Origin of the sequence: Paenibacillus sp. A3M_27_13, from assembly GCF_024213315.1 — a bacterium.
GTDB classification, from domain to species: domain Bacteria; phylum Bacillota; class Bacilli; order Paenibacillales; family Paenibacillaceae; genus Paenibacillus; species Paenibacillus polymyxa_B.
Genome location: NZ_JANAVE010000004.1, coordinates 119,547 through 132,324, shown reverse-complemented (window position 1 = coordinate 132,324; position 12,778 = coordinate 119,547). Strand labels below are relative to the sequence as shown.

General features: G+C 48.8%; 14 protein-coding genes. 10 read left to right on the top strand and 4 right to left on the bottom strand.

What is annotated here, in order from left to right; translation table 11 throughout:
* Positions 1 to 77: 77 nt before the first annotated feature.
* A complete protein-coding gene (locus tag NLX82_RS16830) occupies positions 78 to 791 on the bottom strand; it encodes a GT-D fold domain-containing glycosyltransferase (RefSeq protein ID WP_023990040.1) in 714 nt (237 codons plus the stop codon).
* 215 nt (positions 792 to 1,006) lie between these two features.
* Between NLX82_RS16830 and NLX82_RS16825 the strand changes: the two genes are divergently transcribed.
* The 5 genes from NLX82_RS16825 to NLX82_RS16805 are packed head-to-tail and all read left to right on the top strand — an operon-like array spanning position 1,007 to position 6,048.
* The gene (locus NLX82_RS16825; RefSeq protein ID WP_068941740.1) at positions 1,007 to 1,714 is read left to right on the top strand and encodes a glycosyltransferase family A protein; all 708 of its coding nucleotides are present in this window, start codon (positions 1,007 to 1,009) and stop codon (positions 1,712 to 1,714) included.
* Positions 1,715 to 1,733: 19 nt separating this feature from the next.
* Positions 1,734 to 2,714, top strand: coding sequence for a polysaccharide biosynthesis protein (locus NLX82_RS16820; RefSeq protein WP_053326002.1), 981 nt, complete (start codon positions 1,734 to 1,736; stop codon positions 2,712 to 2,714).
* A gap of 2 nt (positions 2,715 to 2,716) precedes the next feature.
* Complete coding sequence (locus tag NLX82_RS16815; RefSeq protein WP_075154669.1) at positions 2,717 to 4,066, top strand: nucleotide sugar dehydrogenase; 1,350 nt, start codon at positions 2,717 to 2,719, stop codon at positions 4,064 to 4,066.
* Positions 4,059 to 4,928, top strand: a complete 870-nt coding sequence (locus NLX82_RS16810; protein ID WP_075154668.1) for a class I SAM-dependent methyltransferase — start codon at positions 4,059 to 4,061, stop codon at positions 4,926 to 4,928. Before NLX82_RS16815 ends, NLX82_RS16810 begins: the two co-directional genes overlap by 8 nt.
* A gap of 4 nt (positions 4,929 to 4,932) precedes the next feature.
* A complete protein-coding gene (locus NLX82_RS16805; RefSeq protein ID WP_254348672.1) occupies positions 4,933 to 6,048 on the top strand; it encodes a tetratricopeptide repeat-containing glycosyltransferase family 2 protein in 1,116 nt (371 codons plus the stop codon).
* On the opposite strand, the gene NLX82_RS16800 is transcribed toward NLX82_RS16805, so the two are convergent.
* Positions 6,040 to 6,918, bottom strand: a complete 879-nt coding sequence (locus NLX82_RS16800; RefSeq protein WP_254348670.1) for a DUF72 domain-containing protein — start codon at positions 6,916 to 6,918, stop codon at positions 6,040 to 6,042. The two genes, NLX82_RS16805 and NLX82_RS16800, sit on opposite strands and share 9 nt — an antisense overlap.
* A gap of 259 nt (positions 6,919 to 7,177) precedes the next feature.
* Between NLX82_RS16800 and NLX82_RS16795 the strand changes: the two genes are divergently transcribed.
* The 5 genes from NLX82_RS16795 (at position 7,178) to NLX82_RS16775 (ending at position 11,462) form a co-directional block, all read left to right on the top strand.
* A complete protein-coding gene (locus NLX82_RS16795) occupies positions 7,178 to 7,963 on the top strand; it encodes a class I SAM-dependent methyltransferase (protein ID WP_028541526.1) in 786 nt (261 codons plus the stop codon).
* Between the two features lie 23 nt (positions 7,964 to 7,986).
* Positions 7,987 to 8,997 carry an MBL fold metallo-hydrolase gene (locus NLX82_RS16790; RefSeq protein WP_068941731.1) on the top strand — a complete coding sequence of 337 codons (1,011 nt, stop codon included), beginning with the start codon at positions 7,987 to 7,989 and terminating at the stop codon, positions 8,995 to 8,997.
* A gap of 75 nt (positions 8,998 to 9,072) precedes the next feature.
* Positions 9,073 to 9,708, top strand: coding sequence for an NAD(P)-dependent oxidoreductase (locus tag NLX82_RS16785; RefSeq protein WP_023990032.1), 636 nt, complete (start codon positions 9,073 to 9,075; stop codon positions 9,706 to 9,708).
* Positions 9,709 to 9,926: 218 nt separating this feature from the next.
* Positions 9,927 to 10,565 (top strand): TetR/AcrR family transcriptional regulator, encoded by a 639-nt coding sequence (locus NLX82_RS16780; protein ID WP_023990031.1) that lies wholly within the window; start codon positions 9,927 to 9,929, stop codon positions 10,563 to 10,565.
* A gap of 105 nt (positions 10,566 to 10,670) precedes the next feature.
* Positions 10,671 to 11,462, top strand: coding sequence for an SDR family NAD(P)-dependent oxidoreductase (locus NLX82_RS16775; RefSeq protein WP_254348669.1), 792 nt, complete (start codon positions 10,671 to 10,673; stop codon positions 11,460 to 11,462).
* A gap of 143 nt (positions 11,463 to 11,605) precedes the next feature.
* Here NLX82_RS16775 and NLX82_RS16770 read toward each other — a convergent pair whose 3' ends face one another.
* Together NLX82_RS16770 and NLX82_RS16765 are read right to left on the bottom strand one after the other, a co-directional pair.
* Positions 11,606 to 12,043, bottom strand: coding sequence for a GNAT family N-acetyltransferase (locus NLX82_RS16770; protein ID WP_071642634.1), 438 nt, complete (start codon positions 12,041 to 12,043; stop codon positions 11,606 to 11,608).
* A gap of 57 nt (positions 12,044 to 12,100) precedes the next feature.
* Complete coding sequence (locus tag NLX82_RS16765) at positions 12,101 to 12,658, bottom strand: phosphatidylglycerophosphatase A family protein (RefSeq protein ID WP_023990028.1); 558 nt, start codon at positions 12,656 to 12,658, stop codon at positions 12,101 to 12,103.
* Positions 12,659 to 12,778: the final 120 nt, after the last annotated feature.

Genomic DNA, 12,778 nt, shown 5'->3' with positions numbered 1-12,778 from the left:
AATTTGCTAGTGCTTTTTTGATATACGGAGCAAAGATTACTTGTTAAGTGGATTTTTTCACAAGTTATCTTTATTCATTAATTAGCTTTGCCGAACATGACGATATTAATCGCCTTGCCGAAGTCTATACCTACTTTGCCAGTTAGCTCTGCTGTTTTTTGTGCTAACACGACTGCATTGACACCACAAGAGAATAGCGCAATATCAAAGTCATCTTTGTGTGCTGCGATCCATTGGAGTGTTTCAGGCATTTGTTCATATTGATGAAATGCCAGCGTGTGCGCGATATTCAGCCTGTACGGATCGGCCTCAAGAACAGGCTTTACTTCAGCGGCCGTCCGGGTGACCAGCAGAATGCGTCGATTTTTCAGCATGTCCCAGAAAGCGGGTGTCTCAGCCAAATACCGATTCAGGCAGGCGTGGCAGGTCAGTGCGGGGGAAAGAGCATAGTGAGCAAAGACCTGATCGGTCAGCTCCCGCTTCATATAGGATGGTGCTTTAATAGATTCGTCATCATATGGCAAAATGCCAGCAATGCTAGCTTTGCTCACTGCCTCAGCCACCGCGTCCCGTAGTTCCGTATTCGGTAGAAACAGTCCCTTTTGACCGAGATTGGCTTTGACCGCCCAACGTTCCTGTAATACCTTTTCCATCGGCCAGACGGTGTCCTGCGACAACACCAAATTTTCACCATCCCCAATACGAATGAGCGAAAAGGACTGGTGCTGATCGAGTGCCAGCTTCAATCGTTTCAGTACCTCGTCAATCTCCAGATACCTTGGATTCGTCATAACATGTTACCTCCCTGTCGTTCCTGCTTGTTCAACTTTTCAGATGGAGCAAAAAACTTTGTATTCTATCATATGTCGAAAGCAAAAAGGTTTTTGTATGAACGGCTATTATTTTTGGATTCTACCTATTTTTACAAGATTCGTTGCATCTGTACGTGCCGTTTCAGAGGCGTCTTCATAACTTGAGAGAAGACGGTTGAAAGGGAGGAAGATCAATGAATCGCAAGATTGTAATTGAAATTAATTTTAATAACTATGGGATGAATCCCAACCGCCTGACACGTGAGTGGATCAGCGAGCGACTGGATATATTCAGAACCTTTACGCTGCGTAGTTTACTCAGTCAGACAAATACGGATTTCTTATCTGTCGTCAAGCTGGCGGGCGGATGCAGTGACATTGTGGAAGAGGAACTAGCCCGACATGAGCCCATTCCCGACCACATCCGTTTTGGTACGAGCATCGAAAGTAAACGTCGAATTCATGCGTACATCGAAGGCGCGGACGAACTGCTCATTGCTCGAATAGATTCCGACGATTTATACCACCAGTCATTTGTACAACAGTTACATGATTACAAGTTTCAACCGGAGACGGTTGCGCTGGTGAACCAGATGGGTTACCTGTGGGATGCGGTTGAGGGGCAGATGGCACCGGTGTTTCACCGTTCGCCTTCTTTTTATGTGTTTCGCTATCAAGTGGAGGATTTTCTAAATGATTACCGTGTCGTCATTCCTGGGAAGGGTACGCACGGATATGTAACGGAGCTGCCACATGAGGTCATTCCACTTCGCAACTATGTGAACGTCATTCATGCCGCAAATACTTCGGTAAAAAAAGTGCCAGCGAAGGATCGGCTGTCAGAGAATGAAATGAATGCTGTGCTGGCTGAATTTCTGGGAACAGACATTGCCAATTCGTAACGGTCAGGAGGAGATTATATTGTTTAAAGGAAAAAAACTGCTAGTGACCGGAGGCACGGGATCTTGGGGGCAACGCCTAACGGCTGAATTGCTGAAGGAGGGACCGGCGGAAATCCGGATATTCTCACGCGGTGAATTTGCACAGATTGCCATGCAGCGGCAATTTCAATCTGATCCTCGCCTGAATTTCATGATTGGAGATATTCGCGATCTTCAGGCATTGCAGGAGGCATGTCGCGGAGTGGACTATGTGTTCCATTTGGCGGCATTAAAGCATGTCCCTGTGTGTGAGAGACAGCCAGAGGAGGCTTTCAAGACGAACGTACACGGTACGGAAAATGTGATCCGGGCCAGCATAGAGCAGGGAGTCGCCAAGGTAATTGATGTCTCTACAGACAAGGCGGTAGACCCGGTGAATGTATATGGCATGACGAAGGCGATCGGTGAAAGACTGATGATCCGCGCCAACACTTTAAGTGAGCGTACTCGCTTTGTGTGTATTCGCGGCGGCAACGTGTTGGGGACGAGTGGAAGTGTCGTGCCCCTGTTCAAGCGCCAGATCGCGGAGGGGCAGGAATTAACGCTGACGAGCCCAGATATGACACGCTTCTTCCTCACGCTCGGAGAGGCGATTGGCTTGCTGCTGAAGGCTTCTGTCACGGCAATTGGGGGAGAGACCCTTGTGATGAAAATGAAGGGCTGCAATATTGCAGATCTGGCAGAAGTGATGAAAGAACAGGCGGGACAGCCTGCGTTGAAAGTGAAGGAGATTGGTATACGTGGTGGGGAAAAGCTGCATGAGGTGCTGATTTCGCCCTATGAGGTGCCGCACACGTATCGCTATGATGACCGTTATTTTGTTATTCTTCCCCAGCAAGCAGACGAGCGCTTACTGAGCCAATATGGTGGATTGGAACGAGTGAGCTTCGATCAATATCGCTCGGACGATGAGTTAATGGATCGCGCTGGAATTGCTGAGCTACTGCGAGGCATGGAGTAACGATGAAAGAGGTGGGTATTTTGCAGCTTATGGAAAAAATAACTAAAGGAACTGTAAAGGTTGCAGTAATCGGCCTCGGTTATGTAGGGCTGCCCATGGCAGTGGAAATGGCACAGGCTGGTTATGATGTATATGGTGTAGATTCCGATCCTGTCAAAGTAGCCAAGCTGCTTCAAGGAAAGTCTTACATCATAGACATTGGCGATGATGCATTGGAAGGTCTGATCGGGCAGCAATTGCATCCAGTTACGGATATCAAGGTGCTGGAGCATGCGGACATCGTCGTGATTTGTGTGCCTACGCCGCTGACAGACGGACATCAGCCGGATACGTCCTATATTGAAACGGCTATTGATCAGGCCATACCTCATTTGCGTAGACAAACACTGTTGATTCTGGAAAGCACCACCTATCCGGGAACGACCGAGGAACTGATTCGGCCGGTGATAGAGCAGCGCAGGGGCTGGACGGTAGGTAAGGATTTCTATGTGTGCTTTTCACCGGAACGTGTTGATCCGGGCAGCATTCATTTTAATATTCGCAACACACCCAAGGTGATCGGCGGTTGCACGCCGGATTGTCTGGCAGCGGGAGTGGGTTTTTATGGCTCCTTTTTGGACCAGATTGTTCCAGTCAGCTCGACAACCGTGGCGGAAGCCGCCAAGCTGTTCGAGAATACGTTCCGCAGCGTCAACATTGGAATGGTCAATGAGCTGACAGCCGCCTGCGAGAAAATTGGCATCAATATATGGGAGGTACTGGATGCAGCGTCAACCAAGCCATTCGGCTATATGCCTTTTTATCCGGGACCTGGCATCGGGGGGCACTGTATCCCGGTTGATCCGCTATACTTGTCATGGAAATCCGAGCAGCATGGTTTTCCACTGGAATTCGTGGACTTGGCAGATCGCATGAATCGGCGTATGCCGCTGTATATTGCGGAGCGAATTGAAGCCATGCTCGCTCATAAAGGTAAAGCCATAAACAAAGCCAAAATCATTCTGGCAGGTGTGGCCTACAAAAAGGACATTGATGATGTTCGGGAATCCCCAGCTCTTGTCCTGTTTGAACATCTAATAAAAATGGGAGCTTCGGTGAGCTTCACCGACCCATATGTATCGAGCTTTAAGCTGAACGGTGAAGCAATCCCATCTCGAACGGCAAATGCTCAGCTATGGGAAAGTGCAGATATCGTAGTCATCACGACAGACCATTCTGTGGTGGATTACCAACAGCTGGTCGACCATGCCCCGCTGGTCTTCGATACACGTAATGCGACCGCACATTGCACAGGTGGACATGTCGTGATCTTGGGGCATCCTGGTGATGGAGGGGGCGCCGCTGTTGGCTAACCGTGATCAGGTAAACGAACGTTATTACGGGCAGATCAATTCGGAGGAATCTCATGAAGCCACCCGCAATAGAATTCACTGGATTTGCCGCCATGTACAGGGGCGTACCGTGCTGGATGTTGGGTGCAGTCAGGGGATAACGTCCATTTTGCTTGGACGGGAAGGCTTTGAGGTAACGGCTATTGATTTGGAAGAGGGCAGCATTTCTTATGCAAAAAAAGAACTTCGTCAGGAATCCGCACCAGTCCGGGGAAGAGTCCACTTTCAGTTAAAGGACATTTCACAATTTGAGCGTCCTCCCGGTGGATTTGATACCATTATTTTAGGGGAGATTTTGGAACATTTTGCGCATCCCGACACCCTGCTGGCTCATGCTTACCGCTTGTTGAATAAAAAGGGAACGCTCGTCTTGTCTGTACCTTATGGATACCATCCTTTCCATGATCACAAGCGGACTTACTATGCTGGGAGCCTCTCCCGTGTGTTGTATCCTTATTTTGATGAAAAAGCGCTGGAGGTACATCACAAATATTTGTGCTTTGCAGGCCGCAAGAAGTCGAAAGAACTGCGTGAGGTCAAACCAGAGGTAGCGCATCTGAATGAGTGGATGAAACTGGACGAGGAACAATTTCGACTGGTGGAGCAGCAGCATGTTCGCAAAATGAATCAGCGAAAGGCCGCACTCGACAAGGCGGTACAGCGAATCCGGCATATGGAGGAACAACTTTTGCCGATGGAAAGGTATGCACGTGCCGAACAGCTAGACAAGACGCAGGCTGAAAGGAGAGGTGCATATACTGATGGCGAGTCTACCGGAAAAACGACGGCAGATTCAGCTAAAGGTAAAGGGGGGATGACGTGAAGTCATGACTGAGCATCCAATGACCATCAGCTTGTGCATGATCGTAAAGAACGAGGAGCAGACACTTGCACGCTGTCTGGATTCGGTCGCAGACCTGATGGATGAAATCATCATTGTGGACACGGGATCGACGGATCAGACGAAGACGATAGCAGCCCGCTATACGGATCGGCTATATACGTTTGAATGGAAGGATGATTTTGCAGCCGCCCGTAATGAATCGTTTGACAAGGCGACGTGTTCCTACATCATGTGGCTGGATGCGGACGATGTGCTGCTGGAGCCGGACCGCGAGCGCCTGCGTGCCTTGAAGCAGCGTTTGTCTATGGATATCGACGCAGTGGTAATGCCACTTCATTTGGCAGAGGGGGAGCAGGGTGAACTGTTGTTCACCTCACGCCGTATCCGTCTCGTGAAGCGTGAGCGACAATATCGCTGGAAAGGGCGTCTGCATGAGGATCTGGTGATACCTCAGGGGCAAATCGTGCATTCGGATGTGGCAGTAACTCACCGCCGAATGCAAGACCACACGCTCCGTAACCAACGTATTCTCGCCCGGTGGATCAGTGAAAGCGGTAAGCTGGAGGGGCGTCTGCTGTATTTGCATGCCAATGAATGTTTTGACCGTAAGGAATATACCGAGGCGGTAGAGGCGTTCAACCATCTGTTGGAGGAGCCGAGCGGCTACCGTGAGGATCGGATTACCGCTTGTGCGCGGTCGGCGGAATGCTATCTTCACCTCGGGAAGTCGGAGCAACAGCTGGATAGTCTGTTACGCTCCTTTCGATACGGTGTGCCGCAATCAGACTTGTGCTGCATGATCGGTGACTGGTTTTTCACACGAAACGAATGGAGCACTGCCGCATACTGGTATGAAAAGGCATTGGAGCAACAGCATCACCTTCCGGGTATGCGACCTGTTCCGCTGCCATGCTACTCCTGGTTACCTCATGTGCGGCTCAGCCATTGCTACGCCCATGCAGATAAGCTGGACGCTTCGTATGAGCATAACCAAACCGCTTTACGCTATTTACCTGACGACCCGCATTTACTGGATAACGAACGCAAGCTCAGGGAGGCTATTTCCAACTCCCCACCCTCAGCCTGTTCTTCAAAATAGTTCAAGCTGTTCCGGCCCGTTATCTTCTTCGGGTGGCTTGCGAGGTGGAAAAGGTTTAGGGTCCATGTCAAGCATGGTCATGAGCTGCTTGGCGTTAGCAGCGGCGTCTCCACCTGAGTTGTTGTTGAAAATAACGCACACCTCACGGCTTTGCTGCTCCAGCTCCAGCAATCTGTCTCTCCATTCGGTCAACTCTTGTTCATTGTACCGATACAGATAACGAACCTCCCGCCAATTAGGCGCGGAGCTTTGATTCCAGCCCGATATGTTCCGTCCGTGGAGACGTACGACTGTCAGATTACCATCTGTAGCCAACGGCACAATGGGAACTGACCCCGGTCCCGCCTGCGGCTCGTCGCATACGCTGTGTATCCAACCTTCTTCACGCATGAATGCCAGCGTTTGTTTCCGAAAATCGGGTGTGAACCAGCTTTGATGTCTGAATTCAAGTACGGATGGGACCTCTCCCATCCTTTTTTTCGTGTCTCGCAGTACAGCGACATTCTCACGTGTACAGTCGAACCAGGGTGGGTATTGAAACAGTACGGCTTTGAGCTTGCCCGCTTCGCGAAGAGGCTGTATGGATGCATGCAGTGCTTCGTACATGGCATCTATTGTTTTGAAGTAAGGCTGCTTGCCGCGGGTATGTCCAGTCATGCCTTGATAGGCTTTGACGAGAAATGAAAAAGAGTCAGGGGTTTCCGCCGCCCAGCGTGCCATACGATCTGTGGGCTGCACCGCATAGAAAGAACTATCCATCTCTACTACCGGAAAATGGCTTCCATAGACGCTTAGTTTTTGGTTAGCTTTGGTGCCCGTTGGATACAAGTCATCGTGATCGCCCCAACCCGTAAGTCCAATTTGAATCATAACTTTGCTGCTCCTTTCTCTTATGAATACTTCTAAAAGCGTTCCCATGAATCATTTTAATGATAAAATGGGGTGGATCATGTACTCTTTATTAAAGCTACTGAAGGTATTATGAAATGGATTCAAATAACGATTATTGTAACATGTTTGTTGTTCAGGATTTTGTAAAACCCTTATTCGTAATGCTTTTGAGTTTCCAGTTTGAAAAAGCTAATATAGTATGTAATAGAGCGAAATGAGTTCATGGAGGAGAAACGATATGGCAGAATGGTACGAGCAAAGCTTTGGGGAAGATTATTTATTGGTATACAAGCATCGCGACTTTCAGGGGGCCTATCAGGAAGTGCAAAAAATGATCTCCTGGCTCAAATTACCGCAAGGCTCCAGCGTATTGGATTTATGCTGTGGGATGGGACGTCATTCGCTTGCGCTCGCAGATGCAGGTTATAAGGTGACAGGTGTGGACCTTTCCAATGTGCTGCTGAGAGAGGCTCGTGCAGCTGATTCCGAAGGGCGGGTAAGTTGGCATCAAGGGGATATGAGAGAGGTGCCGCTGGATGAAAGCTATGACGCGGTGATGAATTTGTTCACCTCCTTCGGTTATTTTGAAAAGGATGAGGAGCAGCTTAAAGTACTAAAGGAAATATATCGGTTGTTGAAGCCGGGAGGACGCTTTATCATAGATTATTTGAACCCTGCTTACGTAACCGCTCATTTGGTACCGCATTCGTCACGGGAGGATGAAGGAAATTGGATTGAGGAGCATCGGGTCATTGAAGATGGCTTTGTGAAAAAGCAAATTGCGATTCGGTCAGCCGCATCTGTTACGGCCACTGAGGCAGCCTCTGCTCTGGGTACGACTCCTACTGAGGGAGAACCCGCGCGCGTGTATCATGAACGAGTGAAGCTATATCCGTATGAAAAGTTCCGTGGATTGCTAGAGCAAGCCGGACTATCCGTAGAGCAGGTGCACGGAAGCTATAATGAAGATCAATATATCGAAGATGCTTCGCCTCGAATGATTTTTGTCGGCGTGCGGGCTTAAAACAGAAAGGCGGATGGGAAGCCATGAAAATGCCAGAGCTTACACCGTGTGAGCGAATAGACGGAGGCTTTCAGGTCAAAATATCCATGTCCTTTCCGCTGCGCTGGGTGAATAGCTATGTGCTCAAGGGACAGCACGGTTTTACGATTGTAGACCCGGGGCCGCGCAATATGGATACCGAGGCAGAATGGGCGCATGTCTTCCAACAGCTGGGGATGTCCTTTGAGGATATCTCTGACATTGTGGTAACTCATCATCACCCCGATCATTACGGATTGGCGGGCTGGATGCAGCAGCAAAGTCAGGCTCGTGTACATATGTCAGCTCGAAGTCATAAGGAAGCGATGATGATGTGGGACGCTCCAGAATCGACGGTCGCAATGGAGAACAGGCTTCCTAGCTTTTTTGTCCAGCATGGCTTTCCTTTGGAGCAAGTGTCGGCCTTGGAATTACATATACGGCAGGCTTATTTGCAAGTGAATCCACAGCCTGAGATTACCGTTATTCCTACCGGAATGGACGCTCGTCTGGAATGGGGTGGACGCAGTTGGCTGCCCGTCGAGACAGGAGGGCATGCGCCCGGACATGTGTCCTTATATGACCCGAATAGCGGCGTTATCCTCTGCGGTGACGCAGTTTTGCCGCAGATTTCTCCTAATATCAGTCTGCTGCCGGGCAGCGATGCCCAGCCGTTGAGGTCTTATGTAGACGGCTTGCAGCGTCTAGGCGAGCTGGAGGTAGCGTGGGCATATCCGGGGCACCGCAATCCGTTTGGTTATTTTCGGGAGCGGACGCAAGCGTTGCTGGCGCATCATGAAGAACGGCTGGATAAATTCCAGCAGCTGATCCAACCGGAGGGCAGCACAGCCTATGAGCTGTGCATTGCCATGTTTGGTGGCAAGCTGGGTATTCACCAGCTAAGGTTTGCCATGTCCGAGACGCTGGCTCATCTGGTGGAGCTGGTGCGCCGTGAACGGGCCTCTATGAGCGAGACGGACTCAATCACGCGCTTCTATCCCCTTTGCCGTCAATAGTCGCGGAAAACTACCCAACAAGTGACATGACGAAGCAACATGACAAGCGGCATGCATGCCGGAAAAGAGGATTTTATGAATTTGCTGCTGCTGGGAGCTACCGGACGCGTAGGACGGTACATATTAGATTATGCATTAGAGGACGGTCATGTCGTTACTGTCCTTGTTCGTTCACCGGATAAGCTGGAGGATTTCGCACCCGGGTACGGGAATCAGCTGCAAATCGTACAAGGCGATGCCACTAATGCAGAGGACGTAGCACAAGCGCTGAAGGGTGGGGCGACGGCTGTAATCAGTGCGCTGAATACGGATGGAACGACTACCTTATCCGTTAATATAGCCCTGCTGGTCCGGCTCATGCAGGAGCAGTCCATTTCCCGGCTCATTACAGTAGGAACGGCAGGGATTTTGCAAAGCCGGACCGAACCGGACCTGTATCGGTACGAGTCCTCCGAGACCCGGCGACGCAGCACTCGTGCAGCCGAGGAACATCGGCGAGTGTACGAATTGCTGCATGAATCGCCACTAGACTGGACAATCGTATGTCCAACCTATCTGCCGGATGGAGCGCGGACAGGTATTTATCGCGTGGAAAAAGATTTTTTGCCTGAAGGTGGCTCACAAATTACCACCGCGGATACGGCTGATTTTACCTATCGTCAATGCAAGAGTTACGAATTTATCCGTACACGGGTAGGCATTGCCTACTGATCGTGGAACGCCAAACATAGCTTCATTTTTAAGCATTCAACCAGAGCGCGGTAAGTGTACCTACTCATTGCGTTCTTTTTTATTTGACAAACACTCAGGCTTAGAATACTATGGTTCTTAACAGAAACAATGTTTCCTGAGATCTTGTGTAGATCTTTAATTTATTATAGTAGCATCAAGCAACAGTTTTTAATAAGCAAAAGGAAGTGCATTCAATCATGACCGAGCCATCGCATCCCTATAAAACCTATTCGGAAGTGAAGCTACAGCAGCAGCAATTGCTCCGTAAAAATGTCATTGACGCCGCATGTATCCTTCTTGCGGAAGAAGGGCCAGAGGCCGTGACCGTGCGGCGAGTTGCGCAGAAATTAAGCTGTTCCACCAAAATTATTTACAGTATTTTCGGCAGTAAGGATGGTCTTGCCAATGAGATGTACCTGGATGGATGTCGGCTATTGGCTGAATCCTTTCAGCAAGTACCCGTTACCGAAAGCGTACTCGCTGATCTTGAAGCTCTATGCTGGGCGTACTGGGAATTTGCGCAGCTTCATTCAGCCTATTACAAAATGATGTTTGGCGGGGCATTATCTGATTTCAAGCCGGATGAACAGAGCTTGGAGGGTACCACAACGGCCCTGTCTCAAATCCTGCAAACCGTCATACACGCTATGGAGCAGGGAGCATTGAAAGAACATGATCCGCTGCTGGTTGTCCGGATGTTTTGGTCTGCTTTACATGGAGTCATACATCTTCAGTTTGCAGGTCATTTTTCAGATGTAGATATGGCTCAAGGAGTGTATGCATTTACACTGAAGAATGCGCTCGTAGCATTTAAAACATCCTCATCTCCATCGTAAATATGAAGTGTACTGAGGTCGTCATAGTAGATGACTTCAGTTCATTATAGAGTAGTGGTAACAATGTTTCTTAAATAAAACAACGATACTATGGAGGTTGTCATCATGTTTATGTACGCAAATAAAATAGCTCTGATCACAGGGGCTTCATCCGGTATTGGCGAGGCCTTTGCCTATTCGCTCGCAGCTAAGAAATGTAATCTCATTTTGGTAGCACGCAATGAAACCAAATTAAAGACACTGGCTAAAGAACTCTCAGCTAAATATAACGTAAAAGCAACGGTGATTGCGTTAGATCTTTCTACATCAGGAGCACCCCAAGCATTGCATCAGGAGGTTCAAAAGCAACAGCTAAAGGTAGATCTCTTGATTAACAACGCGGGTTTTGCCACCTATGGATACTTTGAGCAGGTTTCAGGAGAACGACAGCATGAGGAAGTGATGCTCAATGTGGCTGCTTTAGTCGACATCACACATGCATTTATGCCTGATTTATTGCGTAAGCGGGATGGTGGATTAATCAATGTTTCTTCCACAGCTGCATTTCAGCCCGATCCTTATATGGCGGTGTATGGAGCAACCAAAGCATTTGTGCTTTCTTTTACTGAAGCGCTATGGGCCGAAAATCGGAAACGGGGGCTTAAAGTTCTGGCCCTTTGTCCAGGCTCAACGGAAACGCCGTTTTTTGATATTGTTGGCGCAAGTGAAGCGTCAATTGGAATTAGGGAAACTCCCCAAACCGTTGTGAAGAACGCGTTGAGAGCATTTGAAAAGGGGCGTAGTCACATCATTTCCGGTCGCCAAAACTATTGGGTAGCTCAGGTGTCCCGGTTCTTCTCTCGTCAATCCACGCTGGGAATTGTAGAACGTGCACTGCGTCCACAAAATGGATTGTAATTTATGAATAAAGGTAATCTGAGCTTGAAATGTTAGAAATGCTAATGAATAAGCTGTGAGTATTATGCACCGGGTCTGATCGTTTATAGCTCGACTTGAATCAGACCCGGTGTTCCTATTTGTATAGATCAAGCGCTTAGATCCTATTCTAGTCCTCGGGAATATAGTAAAATTCCATCCCGTTTCTCCCAGCCGTTAGCTGACCAGAAGCGTTGACCCCCTGCGTTATGCTCCATCACAAACAGATGACATTTATCAATGCCTTCTCTCAGCAAAGCAGATAACGCTTTATCCACCAGTCTGGGCGCGATCCCTTGACCACGATGTGCTGTGGCTACACCCAGATGATACAGAAACCCCCTGCGACTATCGTGACCCGCCAAAATCGTGCCTATGATGCTTCCATCATGCTCACAGACAAAGCTAAGTCCTTCGTTCCGTTGTAAAAAGCGTGCAATCCGCTCCGGTGAGTCGGCCTCGCTTAATCCCAATCCGTCTAAGCCATTCCAAAGGTCAATGGCCTGATCATAATCGTCAGCCTGCATCGTACGGAATGTATACCCTTCAGTTACATTTGCCATGTCTAGTTCTCCTCTAACCCTATATATATCTGTTGTATTCCAAGCGTTGTTTGTTGTTTAACGGGTTGTATTCGGTGCGCTTTCTTCCCCAAGCTCCTGCTCGCGCTCTGCCTGTTTGCGATGGGCGATACGGCTGCTGGCCGAAGCTGCGATAGCGCCCACAATGTCGTCCAGGAACGTATGGATCGGCCCGAGGCTTTTATCATTCAAGCGTTCCAGCACACCTGGTTTGAGCTTATCGACATAACCGTAATTGGTAAATCCAATGCTGCCGTACACATTTACGATGGAAAAGGCCAGAATTTCATCCACACCGTATAATCCCTCATCATTCTCAATCATGTCCTGCAATGGGGGAAGAAGAGCGCCTTGTTCAGCAAGGATATCCAGTTGGATGCCCGTGAGCACGGCATTTTGAACCTCGCGCTTCATCAGTACCTTGTCCACATTCTCCATACATTCTTCCATCGTTAGGGTCGGGTAATATTTTTTTTGTAAAAGCATGACCAGTTCTGCAATTTCAGTCAGGTTCACACCACGCTTGTGCAGCAACTCGCGGGTGGCATCGGCTACCTTTTTACTATTCAGGCTGTAAGGTGCTTTTTTCTTGTCCATAAAGTTGAAGTTCCCCTCCTCGTATAGATCCTGATTTCTACTGCAATTATGACCAGTGTGTCCAGTCTGCTGAAAAAGTAGTTATTTTTTACGCGAGGCTCGTATACATATTAGTACAAT